Source organism: Salipiger sp. PrR003, from assembly GCF_010500785.1.
Taxonomy (GTDB): domain Bacteria; phylum Pseudomonadota; class Alphaproteobacteria; order Rhodobacterales; family Rhodobacteraceae; genus Salipiger; species Salipiger pacificus_A.
Window position 1 is genome coordinate 1 of sequence record NZ_JAAGOV010000053.1, and the last position, 20,895, is coordinate 20,895.

23 protein-coding genes, 1 tRNA gene and 1 pseudogene are annotated in these 20,895 nt (G+C 66.7%); 17 read left to right on the forward strand and 8 right to left on the reverse strand.

Going from position 1 to position 20,895, the window contains the following annotated elements; genetic code table 11:
- From G0D83_RS19230 to G0D83_RS19240, 3 genes and pseudogenes are all read left to right on the forward strand, one after another.
- Positions 1-192, forward strand: a pseudogene (locus G0D83_RS19230) (aldehyde dehydrogenase); the annotation flags it as partial.
- Between the two features lie 225 nt (positions 193-417).
- On the forward strand, positions 418-1,899 hold the full coding sequence (gene der, locus G0D83_RS19235; RefSeq protein ID WP_164196383.1) for a ribosome biogenesis GTPase Der: 1,482 nt from the start codon (positions 418-420) through the stop codon (positions 1,897-1,899).
- Between the two features lie 237 nt (positions 1,900-2,136).
- Positions 2,137-2,421 (forward strand): hypothetical protein, encoded by a 285-nt coding sequence (locus G0D83_RS19240; RefSeq protein ID WP_164196384.1) that lies wholly within the window; start codon positions 2,137-2,139, stop codon positions 2,419-2,421.
- A gap of 163 nt (positions 2,422-2,584) precedes the next feature.
- On the opposite strand, the gene G0D83_RS31930 is transcribed toward G0D83_RS19240, so the two are convergent.
- Genes G0D83_RS31930 through G0D83_RS19255 form a run of 3 tightly spaced genes read right to left on the reverse strand, consistent with a single transcriptional unit; the run spans position 2,585 to position 5,376 of the window.
- The gene (locus tag G0D83_RS31930; protein ID WP_203595038.1) at positions 2,585-3,286 is read right to left on the reverse strand and encodes a hypothetical protein; all 702 of its coding nucleotides are present in this window, start codon (positions 3,284-3,286) and stop codon (positions 2,585-2,587) included.
- A gap of 15 nt (positions 3,287-3,301) precedes the next feature.
- Entirely contained in the window at positions 3,302-4,594 is a 1,293-nt protein-coding gene (gene serS, locus G0D83_RS19250) for a serine--tRNA ligase (RefSeq protein ID WP_164196386.1), read from the reverse strand.
- A 50-nt stretch (positions 4,595-4,644) separates the two neighbouring features.
- Positions 4,645-5,376, reverse strand: coding sequence for a serine protease (locus G0D83_RS19255; RefSeq protein WP_164196387.1), 732 nt, complete (start codon positions 5,374-5,376; stop codon positions 4,645-4,647).
- 214 nt (positions 5,377-5,590) lie between these two features.
- On the opposite strand from G0D83_RS19255, the gene yajC reads away from it, so the two are divergent.
- From yajC to G0D83_RS19310, 11 genes are all read left to right on the forward strand, one after another.
- Positions 5,591-5,878 carry a preprotein translocase subunit YajC gene (yajC, locus tag G0D83_RS19260; protein ID WP_092431329.1) on the forward strand — a complete coding sequence of 96 codons (288 nt, stop codon included), beginning with the start codon at positions 5,591-5,593 and terminating at the stop codon, positions 5,876-5,878.
- Positions 5,879-5,903: 25 nt separating this feature from the next.
- A complete protein-coding gene (secD, locus tag G0D83_RS19265) occupies positions 5,904-7,565 on the forward strand; it encodes a protein translocase subunit SecD (protein ID WP_164196388.1) in 1,662 nt (553 codons plus the stop codon).
- Between the two features lie 3 nt (positions 7,566-7,568).
- Complete coding sequence (secF, locus tag G0D83_RS19270; protein WP_164196389.1) at positions 7,569-8,537, forward strand: protein translocase subunit SecF; 969 nt, start codon at positions 7,569-7,571, stop codon at positions 8,535-8,537.
- 365 nt (positions 8,538-8,902) lie between these two features.
- Positions 8,903-9,256, forward strand: coding sequence for an Mth938-like domain-containing protein (locus G0D83_RS19275; RefSeq protein ID WP_108965148.1), 354 nt, complete (start codon positions 8,903-8,905; stop codon positions 9,254-9,256).
- A 136-nt stretch (positions 9,257-9,392) separates the two neighbouring features.
- Positions 9,393-10,019 (forward strand): heme ABC exporter ATP-binding protein CcmA, encoded by a 627-nt coding sequence (gene ccmA / locus G0D83_RS19280; protein ID WP_164196390.1) that lies wholly within the window; start codon positions 9,393-9,395, stop codon positions 10,017-10,019.
- Positions 10,016-10,672, forward strand: coding sequence for a heme exporter protein CcmB (ccmB, locus tag G0D83_RS19285; protein ID WP_164196391.1), 657 nt, complete (start codon positions 10,016-10,018; stop codon positions 10,670-10,672). Before ccmA ends, ccmB begins: the two co-directional genes overlap by 4 nt.
- 81 nt (positions 10,673-10,753) lie before the next feature.
- On the forward strand, positions 10,754-11,482 hold the full coding sequence (locus G0D83_RS19290; RefSeq protein ID WP_164196392.1) for a heme ABC transporter permease: 729 nt from the start codon (positions 10,754-10,756) through the stop codon (positions 11,480-11,482).
- Positions 11,479-11,637, forward strand: a complete 159-nt coding sequence (gene ccmD, locus G0D83_RS19295; RefSeq protein ID WP_203595039.1) for a heme exporter protein CcmD — start codon at positions 11,479-11,481, stop codon at positions 11,635-11,637. Before G0D83_RS19290 ends, ccmD begins: the two co-directional genes overlap by 4 nt.
- Complete coding sequence (locus tag G0D83_RS19300; protein WP_235940172.1) at positions 11,630-12,181, forward strand: DsbE family thiol:disulfide interchange protein; 552 nt, start codon at positions 11,630-11,632, stop codon at positions 12,179-12,181. Before ccmD ends, G0D83_RS19300 begins: the two co-directional genes overlap by 8 nt.
- A gap of 70 nt (positions 12,182-12,251) precedes the next feature.
- Positions 12,252-12,791 (forward strand): NUDIX hydrolase, encoded by a 540-nt coding sequence (locus G0D83_RS19305; protein WP_164196393.1) that lies wholly within the window; start codon positions 12,252-12,254, stop codon positions 12,789-12,791.
- A gap of 4 nt (positions 12,792-12,795) precedes the next feature.
- Entirely contained in the window at positions 12,796-13,527 is a 732-nt protein-coding gene (locus G0D83_RS19310; RefSeq protein WP_164196394.1) for a DUF3445 domain-containing protein, read from the forward strand.
- On the opposite strand, the gene G0D83_RS19315 is transcribed toward G0D83_RS19310, so the two are convergent.
- From G0D83_RS19315 to G0D83_RS19335, 5 genes are all read right to left on the reverse strand, one after another.
- Positions 13,524-14,261 (reverse strand): hypothetical protein, encoded by a 738-nt coding sequence (locus G0D83_RS19315; RefSeq protein WP_164196395.1) that lies wholly within the window; start codon positions 14,259-14,261, stop codon positions 13,524-13,526. The two genes, G0D83_RS19310 and G0D83_RS19315, sit on opposite strands and share 4 nt — an antisense overlap.
- Before the next feature lie 130 nt (positions 14,262-14,391).
- Positions 14,392-15,198, reverse strand: coding sequence for a lytic transglycosylase domain-containing protein (locus G0D83_RS19320; RefSeq protein WP_370457275.1), 807 nt, complete (start codon positions 15,196-15,198; stop codon positions 14,392-14,394).
- Between the two features lie 130 nt (positions 15,199-15,328).
- Complete coding sequence (locus tag G0D83_RS19325) at positions 15,329-15,553, reverse strand: hypothetical protein (protein WP_164196396.1); 225 nt, start codon at positions 15,551-15,553, stop codon at positions 15,329-15,331.
- Between the two features lie 143 nt (positions 15,554-15,696).
- Positions 15,697-17,103, reverse strand: a complete 1,407-nt coding sequence (glnA, locus tag G0D83_RS19330; RefSeq protein WP_108965156.1) for a type I glutamate--ammonia ligase — start codon at positions 17,101-17,103, stop codon at positions 15,697-15,699.
- A 100-nt stretch (positions 17,104-17,203) separates the two neighbouring features.
- Entirely contained in the window at positions 17,204-17,542 is a 339-nt protein-coding gene (locus G0D83_RS19335; RefSeq protein ID WP_108965157.1) for a P-II family nitrogen regulator, read from the reverse strand.
- Positions 17,543-17,714: 172 nt separating this feature from the next.
- On the opposite strand from G0D83_RS19335, the gene G0D83_RS19340 reads away from it, so the two are divergent.
- The 3 genes from G0D83_RS19340 to G0D83_RS19350 all read left to right on the forward strand — a co-directional run bounded on the left by G0D83_RS19340 (position 17,715) and on the right by G0D83_RS19350 (position 20,792).
- Positions 17,715-19,271 carry an NAD(P)H-hydrate dehydratase gene (locus G0D83_RS19340; protein WP_164196397.1) on the forward strand — a complete coding sequence of 519 codons (1,557 nt, stop codon included), beginning with the start codon at positions 17,715-17,717 and terminating at the stop codon, positions 19,269-19,271.
- A gap of 120 nt (positions 19,272-19,391) precedes the next feature.
- A tRNA-Leu gene (locus G0D83_RS19345) sits at positions 19,392-19,476 on the forward strand.
- 32 nt (positions 19,477-19,508) lie between these two features.
- A complete protein-coding gene (locus G0D83_RS19350) occupies positions 19,509-20,792 on the forward strand; it encodes an acyltransferase (RefSeq protein ID WP_164196398.1) in 1,284 nt (427 codons plus the stop codon).
- Positions 20,793-20,895 lie beyond the last annotated feature (103 nt).

A 20,895-nucleotide genomic window follows, 5' to 3' on the forward strand; every position in this document is an offset into this window, starting at 1 on the left:
GCCGGCCGGCTGCTGGTCAACGGGTTCCCGACCGGCGTCGAGGTCTGCGACGCGATGGTCCACGGCGGGCCTTACCCCGCGAGCACCAACTTCGGCGCCACCTCGGTGGGCACGCTCTCGATCCGCCGCTTCCTGCGCCCGGTGAGCTACCAGAACCTGCCCGACGCACTGCTGCCCGGCGATCTGACGTAAGCCGCGCCGCCCCCGAGACGCGCCCGCGCTGCCCGACCGGCGGCGCGGGCGTTTGCGTTGGGGCACGCGTATTTGGAAAGGGGCGACGGACGGGGTGCGGCCTGTCCTATCTTCAGGAACTGATTGTCCCGGCGGCGCCCATAAGCAGGGCCACGTTCGAGATCCCTTTCTCCTGCCCGAGCTTTGCGTTAAAGGCGGGGTTTGAATCCGCAAGAGGTGCGTGCCATGACATTCTCCCTCGCCATCGTCGGCCGCCCCAACGTTGGCAAGTCCACCCTGTTCAACCGCCTGGTCGGCAAGCGGCTCGCGCTGGTCGACGACCAGCCCGGCGTCACCCGCGACCTGCGCGAGGGCGAGGGCAAGCTCGGCGACCTGCGCTTCACCGTCATCGACACGGCGGGTCTCGAGGAGGCCACCGACGAGTCGCTGCAGGGCCGTATGCGCAAGCTCACCGAGCGTGCGGTGGACATGGCCGACATCTGCCTCTTCATGATCGATGCGCGCGTCGGCGTGACCCCGACCGACGAGGTCTTCGCCGAGATCCTGCGCAAGCGCTCGGCGCATGTGATCCTTGCCGCCAACAAGGGCGAGGGCTCGGCTGCCGACGCCGGTGTGATCGAGGCCTACAGCCTTGGCCTCGGCGAGCCGATCCGGCTCTCGGCCGAGCATGGCGAGGGTCTGCCCGAACTCTACAGTGCGCTGATGCCGCTGGCCGATGCCTTTGCCGAGCGGGCTGCCGAGGAGGCGCCCGAGACCGAGCTGGAGCTCGACGAGGACGAGCTGGGCGACGATGAGGACGGCGAGGCCAAGCTGGTCATGCCGACCGCGGGCAAGCCGATGCAGATCGCCGTGGTCGGCCGCCCCAACGCCGGCAAGTCGACGCTGATCAACAAGATCCTCGGCGAGGACCGGCTGCTGACCGGCCCCGAGGCGGGGATCACCCGCGACGCGATCTCGGTCCGGCTGGACTGGGAAGGCGTTCCGATGCGCATCTTCGACACGGCTGGCATGCGCAAGCGCGCCAAGGTGCAGGAAAAGCTCGAGAAGCTCTCGGTCTCGGACGGTCTGCGCGCGGTCAAGTTCGCCGAGGTCGTGGTGGTGCTTCTCGATGCCGCCATCCCCTTCGAGCAGCAGGACCTGCGCATCGCGGACCTTGCCGAGCGTGAAGGCCGGGCGGTGGTGGTCGCGGTCAACAAGTGGGACGTCGAAGAGCACAAGCAGGAGAAGCTGCGCGACCTCAAGGAGGCCTTCGACCGGCTGCTGCCGCAGCTGCGCGGCGCGCCGCTGGTCACCGTCTCGGCCAAGACCGGGCGCGGGCTCGACCGTCTCAACGCGGCGATCATGAAGGCCTGGACCACCTGGAACCGGCGGGTTTCGACCGGCCAGCTCAACCGCTGGCTCGAGGGCATGGTGTCGAGCCACCCGCCGCCCGCACCGCAGGGCCGCCGCATCAAGCTGCGCTACATGACCCAGGCCAAGACCCGGCCGCCGGGCTTCGTGGTGATGTGCTCGCGGCCGCAGGACATGCCCGACAGCTACACGCGCTACCTGGTCAATGGCCTGCGCGAAGCCTTCGACATGCCCGGTACGCCGATCCGCCTGACACTGCGCGGGCAGGGCGACAAGAACCCCTACAAGGGCCGCCGCGAGAAAAACGCCGGCGCGCTCAAGAAGCACCTCGGCAAGCTGCCCAAGCAGAAGGGCTGAGCCGACCCCGTGACGCGGGCAAGCGCCGGAGCAGATGCTCCGGCGCTTTTGCGTTTGGGCGGGACGCCCGGCATTGCGGGTGGCAATCCCGAGATGTTCACCCTTTACGAGAAGATTTCCCGCGAAGATTGCGCGCCCGCAGCTTGGTTTATCTTCGGTACCTGAGCTTCAACATAAGGTTGCAAGGATAAGTGACGCTAGGTAAAGTTCGATTCACTTTGATTTGGAGTATTTGACATGAAATTGACTCATCTTTCCGCCATCGCAGCCGTGGTCGCCCTGTCTTCGACCGCGGCTTTCGCCAACGTCAAGCAGGTGAAATGCCAGGGTTTCATCATCGCGGTCGAAGAGGGAATCGTCGCCGCGGCCGAAGAAAAGGCGGGGTCCGCAACCGAGGCAGAGGCGAATATCTGCGAAGCGGCAACGCAGATCTCGGTTTCGGGCGACGATCCCGAAGTGCATGAGATTGTGATCCTGCCCTACGAGATCCGCACCACAGTGGTCATGATCCCGACCGACTGACAGCAGCCCTCGCCGAAGGGGAGGCCATGGCCGATTGGGGGGAGATCTCGATACTCCTGATCGTTGCGGCTCTGGTTGATCCTCGGGTCGATCTTTCGACATCCTCCGTCACCTCCGCGGGTCGCTCCGCGGAGGTGATCGTTTTCGGGTGGCGAAAAGCCGCCTACTCGGTGTCGGTGCCGCGCAGCGCGAGGATCGCGAAGATGCCCGCTGCGGCGAGCCCGGCCACCGCGAAGTTCAGCGGGCTGGCGTTGGCGACGATCACCGCGATGAGCGCCCAGATCACCGTGATCCCGTAAAGCGGCGCGCGGTGCAGCCGGTATTGCGCGATGACCGAGATCGCCAGCGCCAGGGCCAGCGCCAGCAGCGCCGCCGGGGTCTCGGGCAGCAGCCCGTAGCCTGCCAGCAAAAGCCCTACGGAGACGCAGGAGGCCGCCGTCAGCCAGCCCGCGTAGATCGCGATGGGGGCGATCTGCCACCAGCGGTCCATGTCGCCGGCGCGGAAGAGCGCCAGAAGGGCGGTCACCAGCATGACCCAGATCATCGCGGTGGCGGCGATCGGAGAGACCTGCGCCACCGGAAGCCAGAAGATGCCCACCGCAAGGCTGATCAGCAGCGGGTCGCGATGGTCCATCCAGTCGTAATCGTCCGAGCGGCGAAAGAGGCCGAATCCGGTGCCGGCGATGAGCCACAGATAGATCAGCCCCCAGATCGCGAAAGCGTAGCCCGCGGGCTGCACCGGCGGGTCGACCTGCGGGACCGGAAAGGCGTCCGGCGCGAATCCGGTGAACCCGGGGAACACCAGCGGCGAGGCCGCGAAGGCGATCGCCGCGAGAAACAGCAAGAGCGGCCGGACCCAGATCATCTTGGTTCCCGCCCCTCAGACCAGCGTGCCGTCGGCGGCGATGCGGGTCTTGCCGCGCAGCCACGGATGCAGCGCCTCGGGCAGATCGACCGAGCCGTCCGCCTGCTGGCCGTTCTCCAGCACCGCGATCAGGCAGCGCCCAACGGCGAGCCCCGAGCCGTTCAGCGTGTGCAGGAACTCCGGCTTGCCGCCCCCTTCGGGCTTGAAGCGGGCGTTCATCCGACGCGCCTGAAAATCGCCGCAGACCGAGACCGAGCTGATCTCGCGGTACTGATTCTGGCCGGGCAGCCAGACCTCGATGTCATGCGTGCGGCGCGCGCCGAAGCCCATGTCGCCGGTGCACAGAACCACGGTGCGATAGGGCAGGCCGAGTTTCTCGAGAATGCCCTCGGCGCATTTCGTCATCCGGTCGTGCTCGTCGCGGCTTTTCTCGGGATGGGTGATCGAGACCATCTCGACCTTCTCGAACTGATGCTGGCGCAGCATGCCCGCGGTGTCGCGGCCGGCCGAGCCCGCCTCGGAGCGGAAACATTGCGTGTGCGCCACGTAGCGGCGGGGCAGGTAGCTTTCCTCGACCGTCGCGCCATTGACGATATTGGTCAGCGTCACCTCGGCGGTGGGCACCAGCCACCAGCCCTCGCGGGTCTGGTAGCTGTCCTCGCCGAACTTCGGCAGCTGGCCGGTGCCGTACATCATCTCGTCGAGCACCAGCACCGGGGTCCAGGTCTCCGACAGGCCGTTCTCCTCGACGTGGGTGTCGAGCATGAACTGCGCCAGCGCGCGGTGCACGCGGGCCACGGCGCCCGAGAGCAGCACGAAGCGCGAGCCGGAGAGCTTGGCCGCGGTCTCGAAGTCCATGCCGGGCACCACCGAGGGCAGCTCGTAATGCTCCTTGGGGGTGAAGTCGAAGCTCTTCGGCGTGCCCCAGCGGCGGATCTCGACGTTGTCGTCCTCGTCGGCGCCGTCGGGCGTGTCGTCGAAGGGCAGGTTGGGAATGCCCATCAGCATGTCGGTCAGCTGCGCGTCGAGCTCCTTGGCCCGGCCCTGCATCTGGGCGACTTCGGCCTTCTTCTCGGCGACCAGCGCGCGCAGGCGCTCGAATTCGGCCTCGTCGCCGCTGGCCTTTGCCTTGCCGACGTCCTTGGAGGCGGCGTTCTGCGCGGCCTGCGCGGTCTCGGCGGCATGGATCGCGGCGCGGCGCTCTTCGTCCAGCGCCAGCACGGGGGCCGAGGCATTCTCCACACCCCGGCGCGAGAGCGCCGCATCGAAGGCGGCGGGGTTTTCGCGAATGGCGCGGATGTCGTGCATCGGTCTCGTCCTCTTTATGTGCGACTCGCGCGGGTTATGCCCTGAAAAGCTCAGGGAGTGTAGGGGGAGCCGCGCGTAAGACGCGTCCGGAGCCAGTCATCCACCGGCACGGCGAGCGTGCTGCGCGCGTTGGTGGCGCTGACAACGCCGATGACGCGCCACGGGGCATCGGGAGCACCGGGCTCGCGCGCCAGCACCGGCCCGCCGGAATTGCCGGGCCGCACCGGGCAGCCCAGGCGCAGCAGGGCATGCTCGCGCGCCCCGTCGCAATCAAAGCGCGCCGAGAGCCGGTTGGGCTGCGTGTCATGGTAGCCGAGAAGCGCGAAGGGTGGGGCGGATGTGCTGCCGAGCGTCAACGGGGCCACCGTCAGCGGGCGGGCGAGGGTGAGCACGGCAAGGTCGTGCTCGATGTCGAGCCGGTGGCCCCTGTAGGCCTCGGGGTGCGCCTCGTAGGAGGCCACCTGCGCGTGATCGGCGTAGGCGCCGCCGAGCCACCCGGCGACAAAATGCAGCCGTGCGGGGTCCACCGGGTCGCCCTCGGGGCCGGCCACGCAATGCGCGGCGGTAAGCACGAGGGCAGGCGCGACAAGCGTGCCCGAACACATGCCGCGCCGGTTGTAGCCGCGGGTGTTGACCCGGCCGATCGCCTGCCACCCGGCGTGGTCTTCGGCCGGCAGCGGCAGGGGGGCCTGCGCGGCGGCAGGCAGGGCGAGGAAGAGAAGGGCGAGAAAGAGGAGGGCAGCAAGGAGGCGCGGGAGCCGCGCTTTGCGGGATCGTGTCATCGGAGTATGGGCGTCTTCCGCTGGGGGCGCAGCGGAAGGTAGAGGTCCGCCGGGCGCACGTCCATCACGCACACGTGTGTGCATGGCGCGCGCATCGCCCGCGCATGCGGTGTGCCCCGTCCCATCGCGCCTTGCATCGGCGGAGGATCGCACATAGGTTCCGGCCAAATTTTGCGGGGGGTGTCCCCCATATAACACCAAGAGGAGCCCGCCCATGGATGGCAGCGCAGTCGCCCAGTTCGTCCCCCTGATCCTGATCTTCGGCATCATGTACTTCCTGCTGATCCGTCCGCAGCAGAAGAAAGTGAAAGAGCACCAGAAGATGGTCAGCGCCCTGCGTCGCGGCGATCAGATTGTCACCCAAGGCGGCCTCATCGGCAAGGTGGTGAAGGTCAAGGAAGGCGGCGAGGTCGAGGTCGAGATCGCCGAGGGCGTCAAGGTCCGCGTGATCCAGAGCACAGTTGCTCAGGTCCTGTCGAAGACCGAGCCCGCCGAGTCCTGATCCCAACGCGAAAGCGCCCCAGACAATGCTTCAGATCGATCTTTGGAAACGCCTGACCATCTGGGCGCTCGTGATCGTAGGGCTGGCCTTGGCCAGCCCTAACCTGTTCTACAACAGGGTAGAATCCCACAATGACGCGGTTGCCGCCATCGAAAAGTCGGGTGCCACGCCCGAGCGAGAGGCGGCCGCCGCGAGCTGGCCGAGCTGGCTGCCCTCCGGGTTGGTCAACCTCGGCCTCGACCTGCGCGGCGGGGCGCATCTGCTCGCCGAGGTAAAGGTCGCCGACGTCTACGCCTCGCGGCTCGAGGCGCTCTGGCCCGACGTGCGCGACATCCTGCGCCCCGAGCGCGATACGGTCGGCACCATCCGCCTGCAGCCCTCACCGGCCGGCGAGCTGCGCGTGCGCATCTCCAACCCCGACGGCATGGCCCGCGCGCTGGAGCTGGTGCGCGGTCTCGCGCGTCCGGTGACCTCGCTCACCGGCGCCGGCTCCAACGACCTCGAGGTCAGCGGGCAGGGCGACGAGATCGTCGTGACCCTGTCGGAGGCCGAGAAACAGGCCACCGACGAGCGCACCATGCAGCAGTCGCTGGAAATCATCCGGCGCCGGATCGATGAGGTCGGCACCCGCGAGCCGACGATCCAGCGGCAGGGCAGCGACCGCATCCTGATCCAGGTGCCGGGAATCGGCTCGGCCGCCGAGCTCAAGGACATCATCGGCACCACCGCCCAGCTGACCTTCCAGCCGGTCGTCAGCCGCACCACCAACGCCGACACCACCCCCGGCGTGGGCAACGAGCTCTTGCCCGCGATGAACGAGGAGGGGGTCTACTACGTGCTCGAGCAGGCGCCCGTCGTCACCGGCGAGGAGCTGACCGACAGCCAGCCGAGCTTCGACCAGAACGGCCGTCCGGCGGTAACCTTCCGCTTCAACCCGAGCGGCGCGCGCAAGTTCGGCGACTACACCGCCGCCAACATCGGCTCGCCCTTCGCCATCGTTCTCGACGACGAGGTGATCTCGGCCCCGGTGATCCAGAGCCACATCCCCGGCGGCTCGGGCATCATCACCGGCCAGTTCTCGGTCGAGGAATCCACAAACCTCGCCGTGCTGCTGCGCGCCGGGGCGCTGCCCGCCGGGCTCGACTTCCTCGAGGAACGGACCATCGGTCCGGAACTGGGACAGGACAGCATCGAAGCGGGCAAGCTGGCGACAGGCGTGGCCTTCGTCGCGGTGCTCGGCTTCATGTGGGCGAGCTACGGGCTCTTCGGCATCTTCGCAAATATCGCGCTCATCGTGAACGTCGGGCTGATCTTCGGCCTGCTGTCGATGATCGGCGCGACGCTGACGCTGCCCGGCATCGCCGGCATCGTGCTGACCGTCGGTATGGCGGTGGACGCCAACGTGCTGATCTTCGAGCGTATCCGCGAGGAACTGAAGACCGCGCGCGGGCCGGCACGGGCCATCGAGCTTGGCTATGAAAAGGCGCTGTCGGCCATCGTCGACGCCAACATCACCACCATCATCACGGCGATCATCCTCTATGTCATGGGCTCGGGTCCGGTGCGCGGTTTCGCCATCACCCTCGGCCTCGGCATCGTCACCTCGGTCTTCACCGCGATCTATGTCACCCGGCTGCTGATCGCGATGTGGTTCGAACGCCGCCGTCCCAAAACCATCGAGGTCTGAGCCATGCGTCTTCGTGTCATTCCCGACAATACGAGCTTCGACTTCTTCAAGCGCTGGAAGCTGTGGTTCGGCATCTCCGGCCTGATGATCGTGCTGGCGCTGGTCAGCTTCGGCGTGCGCGGCCTGAACTACGGCATCGACTTCCGCGGCGGCACCACCATCCGCACGCAGAGCGCCGAGGTGGTGGACGTCGGCGCCTACCGCGACGCGCTCGGCACGCTGGGGCTGGGCGACGTGGTGATCTCCGAAGTATTCGACCCGTCCTTCGGGCCGGATCAGAACGTCGCCATGGTCCGCATCCAGGCGCAGGACGAGGAAGAGGCCGTCACCCCCGAGACCATCGCTCAGGTCGAGGCGGCGCTGCAGGGCGTCGCGCCGGACATCGAGTTCGTCTCGGTGGAATCCGTCGGCCCCAAGGTGTCGGGCGAGTTGATCTGGACCGCGGTCGAGGCGGTGGTTCTGGCCATCGGCGCGGTGCTGATCTACATCTGGCTGCGCTTCGAATGGCAGTTCGCGCTCGGCGCGGTGCTGGCGCTGGTGCACGACGTGGTGCTGACGATCGGCGTCTTCTCCGAGCTCCAGATGAAGTTCGACCTGACCACCATCGCGGCGCTGCTGACCATCGTCGGCTATTCGCTCAACGACACCGTCGTGGTCTTCGACCGAGTCCGCGAGAACCTCATCAAGTACAAGAAAACCGAGCTCAAGGAGGTGCTGAACCTCTCGATCAACGAGACCCTCAGCCGGACCTTCATGACCTCCTTCACCACGCTGCTGGCGCTCTTCGCGCTCTTCGCGCTGGGGGGGGACGTGATCCGCGGATTCGTCTTCGCGATGATCTGGGGCGTCTTCGTGGGGACTTACTCCTCGGTCTTCGTCGCCTCGACCGTGCTGCTCTGGCTCGGCGTCAAACGCGACTGGAGCAAGACCGAGGCAGAGGCCGAGGCCAAGAAGACCGGCAGCAGCGTCTGAGCCGGCTTCCGGGGCCGGGAAACCAGCCCCGGCGCGCCCCGAGACGTGCAACCTCGGGCCGGACTGCCGGTTTTTGCGCCGGTGCGCGAGCAAGGCCCTAGACTTTGGTCTAGGGCTTTGTCGCTTTCGTATATCCCCGCTATGCTGGCCCTCCACCTGCGCCCCCCGCTGCCCGCCCCAAGCAGCGGGGCAATGGTCGCGCGGGGTAATTAGCTTTGATTTTTCATGTTTCGGCCTTATGCTGCCGCAGCGCGGCATGATCATGCTTCGTGCATCGTTTCGGGAGGGGGTGCACAGCGGGATCGGCGCGATCACAGGGACCGCGGTCCGCTTCGGGCCGCCTGTATGGGACCAGGGGAAGAACCATGCGGATGAATGAAATCAACTTCAGCGACGCGATGCCGGTCGAAGGCTACGGCCCGGGATTTTTCCGCATTGGCGGGCGTCCTGTCGATGGCGGCGTCTGCCTCTCTCCCGATGGCATGAAGCCTTGGGCGGGACTGTCGGACGAGGACACGCTGGTCTCGCTCGCGGGCAAGATCGACGTGCTCTTCGTCGGCACGGGGGGCGACATCGCGTTGCTGCCCAAGACGCTGTCGAGCCGGCTCGAAGAAGCGGGCGTCGGGGTCGAGGTGATGAACTCGCCGTCGGCCTGCCGCACCTACAACGTGCTGCTGGGCGAGGGACGCCGGGTGGCTCTGGCGGCCATGCCCGTCTGACCTGGCATCTTCGGAGCCTTAGCCAATCCGGCCGCGCCCGCGGCGCCTGTGCCGGACCAGCCATGACCCTGCAACAGCTTGTCGCGGCGCGGCTTTCGCGCTTTCCCGGGCCATTCGGCTGGGGTAAGCCCGTGGCATGACCCTGCCCACGACCTTGACAGTTCGCGATCTGGCCGTCGCCCGGGGCGGCGTGCCCGTGCTGGAGCGGCTCAGCTTCACGCTGTCCTCCGGGCGCGCACTCGTGCTGCGCGGGCCGAACGGCTCGGGCAAGACCACCTTGCTGCGCACCATCGCCGGGCTGCAACCGGCCTTCGAGGGCAAGATCGAGGGGGCGGGCGAGCGCATCGCCTATGCCGCTCATTCCGATGGTCTGAAATCCATGCTCTCGGTCACCGAGAACCTGCGCTTCTGGGCGCAGGTCTTCGCGCAGACCGACATCGAGGCCGCTCTCGAGGCCTTCGACCTGCGCGGGCTCGAGGAGCGCATGGCCGGAACTCTTTCTGCCGGGCAGAAGCGCCGCTTGGGCCTGGCCCGGCTGATGGTCACCGGGCGCCCGGTCTGGGTGCTGGACGAGCCGACGGTCTCGCTTGACACGGCCTCGGTGGCGCGCTTTGCCGAGGCGGTGCGCGGCCATCTGGCGGCGGGCGGCTCGGCGCTGTTGGCAACCCATATCGATCTGGGGCTGGACGAGGCAGAGGTGCTTGACGTCACCCCCTTCAAGGCCGCGCCCCGGGTGTCTCTGGAAGATGAGGCCTTCTTGTGATTGCGCTTCTTCTCAGGGACTTGCGGCTCACGGTTCGCGCGGGTGGGGGCTTTGGCCTCGGGCTTGCCTTCTTCCTCGTCGTCACCGTCCTCATCCCCTTCGGCGTCGGCCCCGAAACCGGCCTGCTGAGCCGCATTGCGCCGGGCGTCTTGTGGATCGGCGCGCTGCTGGCCTGCCTGCTGTCGCTCGACCGCATCTTCGCGCTCGACTGGGAGGACGGCTCGCTCGACCTTCTGGCCACGGCGCCGCTGCCGATGGAGGGGATCGTCACGATCAAGGCGCTGGCCCATTGGATCACCACCGGCCTGCCCCTGGTGCTTGCAGCGCCCGCGCTCGGCGTGTTGCTGAGCCTGCCGCCCTCGGGATACCTCTGGGTGCTGGTCTCGCTGGCACTCGGCACACCGGCGCTTTCGGTCATCGGCACCTTCGGCGCGGCGCTGATGGTGGGGCTGAAACGGGGCGGGCTGCTGCTGTCGATCCTCGTGCTGCCGCTCTATGTGCCGACGCTGATCTTCGGCGCAGAGGTCGCGCGGCGCGGGGCCGAGGGGCTGGCGGTGCAGACGCCGCTGCTGATGCTGGCCGGGATCAGCTTCGGCACATTGGCGCTGTTGCCTTTCGCCAGCGCCGCGGTTCTGAGGATCAACCTGCGCTGAGAGGTCACAGGGCGGCGGCAAGCATTGCCGCTGCCGAATATTTGAAGTGTAAAGAGGCGCGAGCTGGGCTAGGGGAGCCGCATGTCGATCTGGGAATACGCCAATCCGGTGAAGTTCATCCGCACCACCGACCGCATCCTGCCCTGGGTGTCGGTCGCGGCAGTGGTGTGCCTCGGGGTGGGGCTGGTCTGGGGCTATTTCTTCACCCCCGACGACTACCGGCAGGGCGCCACGGTCAAGATCATCTACCTGCACGTGCCCGCCGCGCTGATGGCGATCAATGCCTGGATCATGATGCTGGTCGCCTCGCTGATCTGGATCGTCCGCCGCCACCACGTCTCGGCGCTGGCGGCGCGCGCCGCCGCGCCGGTCGGGGCAACCTTCACCGTCATCGCGCTGGCCACCGGCGCGCTCTGGGGACAGCCGATGTGGGGGACCTGGTGGGCCTGGGATCCGCGGCTCACTTCCTTCCTGATCCTCTTCCTGTTCTACCTTGGCTACATGGCGCTGTGGTCGGCGATCGAAAACGATGACACCGCGGCGGATTTGACCTCGATCCTCTGCCTCGTCGGCTCGGTCTTCGCGCTCTTGTCGCGCTACGCGGTGCTGTTCTGGAACCAGGGGCTGCACCAGGGCGCCTCGCTGTCGCTGGACAAGGAAGAGAACGTCGCCGACGTCTTCTGGTATCCGCTGCTGGTCTGCATCGCCGGTTTCGTGCTGCTTTTCGTGGCGCTGGTCTTCCTGCGCACGCAGACCGAAATCCGCGCCCGCCGGTCGCGCGCGCTGCTGGCACGGGAGGGCCGGACATGATGCCCGATCTGGGGAAATACGCCTTTGCCGTGCTCGCCTCCTACGGGGTGAGCCTGGCGCTGATCAGCGCGCTGGTCGCCGTGAGCCTGCGCCGTGCCCGCCGCGTCCGGGCCGAACTCGAAAAGATCGAACAGAGGGTGAAACGCCATGGCTAAGGTCTCGCCGCTGATGGTGATTCCGCCGCTGATCTTCGCCGGATTCGCGGTGATGGCCTATTTCGGCATGCAGCGCGGCGATCCCAACTCACTGCCGTCCACCTTCATCGGCAAGCCGGCTCCGGCCTTGCCCGCGGCGACGCTCGACGGTTTTCCCCCGGTGGCGGATGCCGATCTGCGCACTGGCGAGGTGACCGTGGTGAACTTCTGGGCGAGCTGGTGCCCCCCGTGCCGCGCCGAGCATCCGGTGCTGCTGCACCTGCAGGAGCAGGGCGTGCGCATCGTGGGCGTGAACTACAAGGACAAGACCGGGGCCGCCTCGGGCTACCTGACCGAAGACGGCTCGCCCTTTATCGGTGTGCCTTTTGATCCGCAGGGCCGCGCGGCGATCGAATGGGGGGTGACCGGCCCGCCCGAGACCTTCATCCTCGGCGGCGACGGCACGGTGCTGCACAAGCACGTCGGCCCTCTGGCCGGCACGCTCTACACCGAGGACTTCCTGCCTGCGCTGGAAGAGGCGCTGGGGCGTGATCTCGAGCCTTGAGCGCGTGGACCATGGAGACGATGACAGGGCCGGGGGCATCGCTCCCGGCCTTGGCGCGCAAGGAGCGAAAATGTCCGATTTGCCGTGGACCATGGAGCTGCGCGACGCGCGCGATCGGCAGAACTGGGCGGCTCTTGGGGCGCTGATGACGCGCGAGGCCGATCCTTATGGCCGAGACCCGATGAAGGATCACGTCACCGGTTCGGGCTTCGTGGTCTCTCCCTGCCGGGGCTTCACGCTTCTGTTGCATCACGCCAAGCTGGGCCGCTGGCTGCAGCCCGGCGGACATTGCGACGGCGATCCGGACGTGGCGGGGGTGGCCGCGCGCGAGATTGTCGAAGAGACCGGTTTGTCCGCCCGCCTGCTATCGCCGCGACTTTTCGACATCGACATCCACGAGATCCCCGCCCGCGCTGATGAGCCCGCACATTTTCACTACGATTTGCGGTTTCTCTTCGAGGCTGACCCTGCGAACCCCTTGCTTGGGAACGCGGAATCACACGACCTTCGCTGGGTGGCCCTGGACGATCTGCCGCGCTACGCGCCGCAGCGCCCTGTCTGCGTGCTGCGCGAGAAGCTGCCCCTCTGGAGGGCCGAGAGCGGAGAATGACGTGATGATCCTGCAGGCACGGATTCCCCATGACCTGACGCAGATGAAGCCCCTGCCGGGGATCGCTCCGCTCGATCCGGCGGCCTGGCTGCAGGTCGACGATGCCTATGCCGCGCAGATGGCAGAACGCGAGCGCCTGCTGGCGACGCAGCGCGCGGCGGTGCTGGCGATCGAGCCCGAGGCGATGCCCGCGGCGCAGGAACTGCTCGAGGTGGTTCTGGCGCATCTGCCCGAGTCCTTCACGCGCAAAGGCGAGGTGGTGACCCGGCCCGACGGCGTCGAGGTGACGCTCGACCGGAACGACCCCATGGGCACGCTCGGCGTGCTGGTTCAGGAAGATCTGTGCCTACTGCAGAAACGCGGCGACGAGCACGTCCTGACAGCGGCGGTGCTCTGCTTCCCGGCGGGCTGGCGGCTGGCGGACAAGATCTCGCGCCCGCTCAGTGTCATCCACGTTCCGATTCCCGAGTATGATGACAACATCGGCCGCCGGGTGCAGAGGCTCTTCGACGGGGTGCGCCCGGGCAAACCGCTGGTGCGATTCAACCGGCTGTTCCACGACGATCCCACGCTGTTCCAGCCGGGGCCGCGCCGCAGCAACACGGACCGGGCCAACCCCGCGACCGCGCCCTATCTGCGCTCGGAGCGTCAGTGCCTCGTGCGGCTGCCCGAAACGGCGGCGGTGGTCTTCTCGATCCACACCTTCGTTGTCGAGCGCGGGCCAGGCACGCCTTAGAGCGGCAGGTTCAGCAGTCCGGCATTGTCGAGGAAGACACCGAGGACGGTGAAGCTGAGAAATTGCGTCGCAAGGCGAATGTCCATCCCGCGTGACAGAGCGACGGCGGCCAGCACCAAGGCGACGGGCAGGTTGATCATCGCCAGCAGCCCGGTCATCGCCCAGGCCGCCAGCGACAGCCGCGTCTGCGCCGGATCGGACACCGCAACGACCATGGGCAGCCCCGAGGCCCTGGGAATGGTCGGCTCGGCGGGATCGGTCAGCGTCTCGGCCATGGCGTCTCGGATTCCCTCGGCCAGCAGCTTCTCGGCTGCGGGATCGATCGGCGCAAGCCGCTTGCGCGGCGGGCGGGTGAGCTGGTCGGGCAGGGTCTCTGGCGAGAGCCGGGTCCTGGGAGAGAGCCACTCGATCTCGGTTGCCGCACACAGCGGCGAGAGTCGGCGCACCGCCTCGAGCAGCAGCGCGATGGCCTTGGGGCCGCTGGCGAGACCGCCTTCGCGGCAGAGCACCCGCAGCACGATGCGCGGTGTGCCGCGCGTTCCGTCGAAATGGGTCAGGCAGAGCCCCATGCAGTCACCCATCAGCGCCAGACGCCGGCGCGAGACGAGAAGCGGGCGGCCCGAGGAATTGTCATGCGCAAGCAGGGTTTTGCCCGCCATTTTCAGCAACTGGACGAGATCCGGGCGTGCCGTGTCGGGCAGGTAGAGGGCCGCGTAGGGGGCTTTGCCCGTCATCCACATGTTCCTTCTCAAGGGTCTTGGATGCCAGTTTTGCGCGCCAAATGAGGAAGAACTTTGTCTCAAACGGGTCCCGGGGAGGACGATTTGAAAAAAATCAGACCACCCCGGGTTGCATAAATGTAAACTAGCCGACTTTCTGCGCAACCAAGGCAATGGCCTGCTGGTAGACGGTCGCGGCGTTCCATTCGTTCAGCACGCGGAAGTTCGCTGTGCCCTCGCCAAAGGGCTGACCGGGCTGCCAGCCTTTCTGGCGCAAGAAATTGGCGGTGGAGGCCAGAGCGTCGTACTGGTTGTAGAAATCGACCCGCCCGTCGCCATTTCCGTCGACCCCGTAGCGCAGCGCATTGCCCGGCAGGAACTGGGTATGGCCGAGCTCACCATGGGCGGCGCCCTGTTGGCTGGGCGAGAGCATCCCGCGGTCGACCATCTGCAGCGCCGCGATCGCGTGCGGTGTGAAGAAGGCCGAGCGGCGGCAGTCGTAGGCCACGGTGGTGATCGAGGAGACGACTGGCACGTTGCCCATGGTCCGGCCGAACCCGGTTTCCATGCCGTGGATCGCCAGCAGGATACCGGCGGGCACGCCGTAGCGCTGCTCGAGGGCATTGTAGAACTGCCGGTTCTGGTCGCGGCGCTTGCGGACCTGTGCGGCGAAACCATCGACCGAGCCGAGGCGGATTCGGATGAACTCGTCGAGCGGGTATTTGACGCCCTTCTGGCTGCGGTCGACCTTGATCGTGTAGCTCGAGTAGGGGGCGCCCATCAGCGCCTGAATGCCGCGTTCGCCGACGCCCGCGCGCTGCGCCTCGGCGGCGAATTCGCGTTTCCACGCATCGAAGCCCGAGGCGGTGTTGCCGCAGCTCGCCGCGATGGCGGCTCCGGCCGAGAGGGACAGCGAGGCGGCTGCGAGGATATTCATAAAGGTGCGGCGCATTCTTGGGACTCCGAACAAACGCATGTGCCGCAGCAACCTAGTGCGCGGCCCCGGCTGCGGAAAGGGATGCGGCCCAGACGTGAGGTCACAAGGCGGGAGTTTGCCCAGCCGCCCCCGCGCGTCGGGCGCGTCAGAGCGATGCGATCTCCATCGCGCGGGTGATGATCATACCGGCGAGGCTCAGCAGCGTGACCAGGCTGAAGCTCAGCAGGACCAGCCGCTGGATCCGCCGCCTTCGGGCGCGGGCGTCGTCTTCGGGGTAGGCCGCGAACGGCGTTCCCGGCTCGGCGGCGAAGTTCCGCACCGCGTTTGGCCGCGAGGCTGTTTCGGAGCGCCCGGCGAAATCCTTGTTCATACTGAAAAGTCCTCTGTGTCTCGCGAGGTAGAAATTCCCTCGTCGCCCACACTCCTAAGGCAATCTGGAGAATGCAGGGCAGAATTTCGGCATGAAAAAGGCGCCCCGTGGGGCGCCTTTCCGTGCTGTCCGTGAAAGTCGGATCAGCAGCTGTAGTACAGTGCGAATTCCACCGGGTGCGGCGTCATTTCGTAGGCTTCGAGCTCTTCCATCTTCAGGGCGATGTAGCCTTCGACCTGGCTCTTGGTGAACACGTCGCCGGCCAGCAGGAAGTCCATGTCGGCTTCCAGCTCGGTGAGCGCTTCGCGCAGCGAGCCGCAGACGGTCGGGATCTCTGCGAGCTCTTCCGGCGGAAGGTCGTAGAGGTTCTTGTCCATGGCTTCGCCCGGATCGATCTTGTTCTTGATACCGTCGAGGCCAGCCATCAGCAGAGCCGCGAAGCAAAGATAGGGGTTTGCCGAGGGGTCGGGGAAGCGAGCTTCCACACGCTTTGCCTTCGGCGATTCGGTCCACGGAATACGGACGCAGCCCGAGCGGTTGCGTGCGGAGTAGGCGCGCAGAACCGGCGCTTCGTAGCCCGGAACCAGACGCTTGTAGGAGTTGGTCGCCGGGTTGGTGAAGGCGTTCAGCGCCTTCGCGTGCTTCAGGATGCCGCCGATGAAGTACAGCGCTTCCTGCGACAGGTCCGCGTATTTGTCGCCTGCGAAGAGCGGCTTGCCGTCCTTCCAGATCGACATGTTCACGTGCATGCCCGAGCCGTTGTCGCCCTTGATCGGCTTCGGCATGAAGGTTGCCGAACGACCGTAGGCCTGTGCCACGTTGTGGATGATGTACTTGTACTTCTGGAGCTCGTCAGCCTGCTTGGTCAGCGTGCCGAAGATCAGGCCCAGCTCGTGCTGCGAGGTCGCAACTTCGTGGTGGTGCTTGTCGACCTTCATGCCCAGACGCTTCATGGTCGAGAGCATCTCGGAACGGATGTCCTGGCCGTCGTCCATCGGGTTCACCGGGAAGTAGCCGCCCTTGTAGGTCGGACGGTGGCCCAGGTTGCCCATCTCGAAGTCGGCGTCGGTGTTCCAGGCAGCGTGGTCTGCGTCGACCTCGTAGGACACCTTGTTCGGGGCGACCGAGTACTTCACGTCGTCGAACAGGAAGAATTCAGCTTCCGGGCCGAAGTAGGCCGCATCGCCGATGCCCGAGGAGATCAGGTAGGCTTCTGCCTTGGCCGCGGTGCCGCGCGGGTCGCGGTCATAGGCTTCGCCGGTGTCGGGTTCGACGACCGAGCAGTGCAGGCAGAGCGTCTTCTCGGCGTAGAACGGGTCGATGTAGGCGCTTTCGGTGTCGGGCATGAGCTTCATGTCGGAAGCTTCAATCGACTTCCAGCCGGCGATGGACGAGCCGTCGAACATGAAGCCTTCGTCGAGGAAGTCTTCGTCGACGAGGTCGGCGATGACGGTCACGTGCTGGAGCTTGCCGCGCGGGTCGGTAAAGCGGATGTCGACGTAGGCTACGTCCTCATCCTTAATAAGCTTGAGAACTGCGTCCTTGCTCATTCCCTTCTTCCCTTTCTGTACTTGGGTCCGGTGTGTTCTGATGGTTTCAGCTCGCCGCGCGTCCGGTGACGCGCGGGAGATGACGCAGGGCGGTTTCGACTCAGAGCGCGTCGGAGCCGGATTCGCCGGTGCGGATACGGATGGCCTGCTCGATGGGGCTGACGAAGATCTTGCCGTCACCGATCTTGTCGGTTTTCGCGGCAGAGATGATCGCCTCGATCGCGGCGTCGACCTGATCGTCGTCCAAGACGACTTCGATCTTCACTTTCGGAAGAAAATCAACCACATACTCCGCGCCCCGGTAGAGCTCGGTGTGGCCTTTCTGACGACCGAAACCTTTCACTTCGAGCACGGAGAGGCCTTGGATGCCTGCGTCCTGCAACGCTTCCTTAACCTCGTCGAGCTTGAACGGCTTGATGATCGCCTCGACCTTCTTCATGGCCCTGTCTCCTCGTTTTCCCGTGTCGGACCCTGCCAGACCACTTCTCATCGACCGCGACAATCGGATAGGGTTTCCGGGCAAGGAAATATGAGGCGATTTTTGGCATGTGGTTATTTTTTGCGCAAGTCGCTTGTGAAATGAGCAGAATTGAATCGCGCATGTGCGCCGCATGAGCATCCTTTTGACGGCTGCACAAATGCGCAGCGCCGAGCGGACAGGAATGGCCCGCGGGGCTGGCAGTGGCGCCGATCTGATGGAGCGGGCGGGGCAGGGCGTGGTCACGGCGCTGCTGGCAAGATGGCCCCAGCTTGCAATGGCTCCCGCGCATGCGCTGGTGCTCTGCGGACCGGGCAACAACGGCGGCGACGGCTTCGTCATCGCGCGGCTTCTGGCCGGGCTCGGCTGGCAGGTGGAGGTCTTTCTGCTGGGCGATGCCGATCGGCTGCCGCCGGATGCGCGGCTCAACCACGACCGCTGGTCGGCGCTCGGTCCGGTGGGCCGGCTGCCCTTCGATGCGCCGCCCGTGGCCGCCGGACCCAAGGGGGTTCTGATCGACGCGCTCTTCGGCACGGGGCTCACCCGCGGGCTCGGACCGGAGGTGGCGCAGGTGTTCTCCTGCTTGGACGCGCCGGGATTCGCTGGCTGGCAGCGGGTGGCAGTGGATCTGCCCTCGGGGCTCTGCGCGGATTCCGGGCGGCGCATCGGCGGTGACGATGCCGCGGTCTTCGGCGCGGACCTCACGGTCAGTTTCCACGCCGCCAAGCTGGGGCACTACCTGGGGGAGGGGCCCGCGCTCTGCGGCGCGCTGGAGGTGGCAGAGATCGGCCTACCGGACGGGCTGGTCGCAGATCCCGCGGCGCTGATCGAGGCGCCGACCTTCCCGCTCGCCAAGCGCGCCGGGCACAAGTACGGCCATGGTCACGCGCTGGTGCTGGGGGGCGGCTTCGGGCGGACCGGCGCCGCGCGTCTGGCCGCGCGCGCGGCGCTGCGGATCGGCGCGGGGCTGGTGACGCTCGCCGTGCCGGGCGCGGCGCAGATGGAGGTCGCGGCGCAGATCACCGCGCTGATGCTGCGCCGGGTGGAGGCGGGGGAAGACCTCAGCGCAGTCCTCGAGGACGGGCGCCTCAACGCGCTCTGCCTCGGGCCCGGCCTTGGGATCGAGCGCGCGCGCGACCTGGTGCCCGTCGCGCTTGCCGCAGGCCGGGCGACCGTGCTGGATGCGGACGCGCTGAGCGCCTATTCGGACGCCCCCGAAACGCTCTTTTCCCAATTGCATCCGGCCGTCGTTCTTACCCCGCATGATGGCGAGTTTGCCAGGCTCTTCCCGGACCTTGCCGCGCGCCTGCCTGCGCCTGCGCAGCATGGGCCGGCCTTTTCGCGGGTCGATGCGGCGCGGGCGGCGGCAGAGCGGGCAGGCTGCACCCTGCTCTTGAAGGGCCCGGACACGGTGATCGCCGCTCCGGGAGGTCCGGCTTCGGTCCATGCCGCGGCCTATGGGCGGGCCGCCCCCTGGCTCGCCACCGCCGGGGCCGGCGATGTGCTGGCCGGGCTGACCTGCGGGCTCCTGGCGCGGGGCGCCGCGCCGCTGCAGGCCGCGCAGACCGCCGCCTTCGTGCATGTCGAAGCGGCACGCCACTTCGGTCCCGGGCTGATCGCCGAGGATCTTGCCGAGGCGCTCCCGTCAGTCCTGCGCGATCTGGGGGCTGGGGGCGCTGCCCCGCCCTAGCGGGCCCTGCGTAAAAATGACCGTAGGGGCACCGCAAGCCTTGGGGCGATTTTTCCTCTCGCGTCGCCCGAGGCACTTTGTTAGATATCCAGCCGATCCGGGTGCCGCGCGCACCTGCGTGCGGGTGTGGCGAAATTGGTAGACGCACCAGATTTAGGTTCTGGCGCCGCAAGGCGTGGGGGTTCAAGTCCCTTCACCCGCACCATTTTTCTCGACCTTCAGGCATGAGCGGCCAGCGTGACGGCTCTGTGGATCATCTCCGCAGGTGTCGGGTGGCGCACTCGCGGTGGCGCGTTAAGAAAATATTTTCCTTCCTTCTGCCAAAGATGGATCCGGCGGTGTTCGATATCGGCGGCAGGTCCATATGCGCCGTCCGGCGGGCGCAGGGATCTGGGGCTTGTGGCAGTCCATGCCGCGCTTTGGTGCCCACCGCCCGGCGATAGAATGGTGAAAGAGGTTTATGTGTCAGGACTGAGGATCCCAACGATCGCCGACCGCGCTGCGGGCCGCGACAACAACTTCAATCTCCTGAGGATGTTGGCCGCGATCGGGGTCCTTATTTCGCATGCCTATCCGATCAGCCTCGGCCCCGGCGCCGAAGAGCCCCTGGCGCTCGCGCTGAGAGGGTGGTCCTTGGGCAGCCTCTGCGTCATGATCTTCTTTGCGATCTCGGGGTTCTTTATCGCGCGCAGTTTTGCCACGAAGGCGTCGGTCAGCGATTTCCTGCGGGCCCGGGCGCTGCGGCTCTTTCCGGCGCTGATCGTCATGCTGGCCCTGACGGTTCTTGCTTGCGCCGGGCTGAGCCAGGTTCCGGTCGACGTCTACCTGGCCGCAACGCCGGGCTATATGCTGTACAACTTGACGCTGGTTTTCCCTCATTATGAGTTGCCTGGCGTCTTCATGGCCAATCCCTACGGGCCGGCGATCAACGGCTCGCTCTGGACGCTCAACTACGAAGTCCTGTGCTATCTCGCAGTCGTCTTTTGCGGCCTGCTGGGGCTGCTCGTGCGCCCTCGTCTCTTCGGCCTCGCATGCGTCAGCCTCTGCGTGGCCTGGGCAGTGACCGAGGCGAGTGACCTGCATCCACGTCTGGCGGCGCTGGCGAAACTGGCGCTGCCCTTTGCCGCCGGAATGTCGCTATGGGTCTATCGCGAGAAAATTCCGCTCTCGCCGTGGCAGGCCGCATTCGGCGGCGCGATCGCCGCGGCGTCCTGGTCGACGCCGCTGTTCCACCCGCTTCTCATCTTGGCAGTGAGCTATGCGATCTTCGTCCTTGGCTACGCGCGGCTGCCACGCCTTCAGATCTACAACCGCCTTGGGGACTATTCCTATGGAACCTATCTCTACGCCTTCCCGGTGCAGCAGTTCCTGGCCTGGGCAGGCCTAACGTGGCCGCTCTGGAACATGGCCTGTGCGCTGCCCATTACGCTCGTCCTTGCGGCGTTGTCTTGGCACCTGATCGAAGCGCCGGCGTTGCGGTGGAAAGGAGGCGCGTCGCGGCGGCTGGCCGCAGCGGGTTGAGGGCCGGGTTTGCCGCGGAGAATCTGTGATCTTGGATCCGGCCAGCGGGGAGACTCCCTTCCGGAGCAGAATCGGTGTGTTCGGAGTCAGCGCAGGTTTTGCC

Bases quoted from the DNA above. Each gene is read 5' to 3' on its own strand.
- G0D83_RS19315 (WP_164196395.1), bottom strand. From the start codon at position 14,261: ATGACGGGCAAAGCCCCCTACGCGGCCCTCTACCTGCCCGACACGGCA.
- G0D83_RS19320 (WP_370457275.1), bottom strand. From the start codon at position 15,198: ATGCGCCGCACCTTTATGAATATCCTCGCAGCCGCCTCGCTGTCCCTC.
- G0D83_RS19340 (WP_164196397.1), top strand. From the start codon at position 17,715: ATGAGCATCCTTTTGACGGCTGCACAAATGCGCAGCGCCGAGCGGACA.
- ccmD (WP_203595039.1), top strand. From the start codon at position 11,479: ATGATGCCCGATCTGGGGAAATACGCCTTTGCCGTGCTCGCCTCCTAC.
- G0D83_RS19290 (WP_164196392.1), top strand. From the start codon at position 10,754: ATGTCGATCTGGGAATACGCCAATCCGGTGAAGTTCATCCGCACCACC.
- secF (WP_164196389.1), top strand. From the start codon at position 7,569: ATGCGTCTTCGTGTCATTCCCGACAATACGAGCTTCGACTTCTTCAAG.
- G0D83_RS19310 (WP_164196394.1), top strand. From the start codon at position 12,796: ATGATCCTGCAGGCACGGATTCCCCATGACCTGACGCAGATGAAGCCC.
- secD (WP_164196388.1), top strand. From the start codon at position 5,904: ATGCTTCAGATCGATCTTTGGAAACGCCTGACCATCTGGGCGCTCGTG.
- glnA (WP_108965156.1), bottom strand. From the start codon at position 17,103: ATGAGCAAGGACGCAGTTCTCAAGCTTATTAAGGATGAGGACGTAGCC.
- der (WP_164196383.1), top strand. From the start codon at position 418: ATGACATTCTCCCTCGCCATCGTCGGCCGCCCCAACGTTGGCAAGTCC.
- G0D83_RS31930 (WP_203595038.1), bottom strand. From the start codon at position 3,286: ATGATCTGGGTCCGGCCGCTCTTGCTGTTTCTCGCGGCGATCGCCTTC.
- yajC (WP_092431329.1), top strand. From the start codon at position 5,591: ATGGATGGCAGCGCAGTCGCCCAGTTCGTCCCCCTGATCCTGATCTTC.
- G0D83_RS19275 (WP_108965148.1), top strand. From the start codon at position 8,903: ATGCGGATGAATGAAATCAACTTCAGCGACGCGATGCCGGTCGAAGGC.
- G0D83_RS19305 (WP_164196393.1), top strand. From the start codon at position 12,252: ATGTCCGATTTGCCGTGGACCATGGAGCTGCGCGACGCGCGCGATCGG.
- serS (WP_164196386.1), bottom strand. From the start codon at position 4,594: ATGCACGACATCCGCGCCATTCGCGAAAACCCCGCCGCCTTCGATGCG.
- G0D83_RS19300 (WP_235940172.1), top strand. From the start codon at position 11,630: ATGGCTAAGGTCTCGCCGCTGATGGTGATTCCGCCGCTGATCTTCGCC.
- G0D83_RS19325 (WP_164196396.1), bottom strand. From the start codon at position 15,553: ATGAACAAGGATTTCGCCGGGCGCTCCGAAACAGCCTCGCGGCCAAAC.
- ccmA (WP_164196390.1), top strand. From the start codon at position 9,393: ATGACCCTGCCCACGACCTTGACAGTTCGCGATCTGGCCGTCGCCCGG.
- G0D83_RS19240 (WP_164196384.1), top strand. From the start codon at position 2,137: ATGAAATTGACTCATCTTTCCGCCATCGCAGCCGTGGTCGCCCTGTCT.
- G0D83_RS19255 (WP_164196387.1), bottom strand. From the start codon at position 5,376: ATGACACGATCCCGCAAAGCGCGGCTCCCGCGCCTCCTTGCTGCCCTC.
- G0D83_RS19335 (WP_108965157.1), bottom strand. From the start codon at position 17,542: ATGAAGAAGGTCGAGGCGATCATCAAGCCGTTCAAGCTCGACGAGGTT.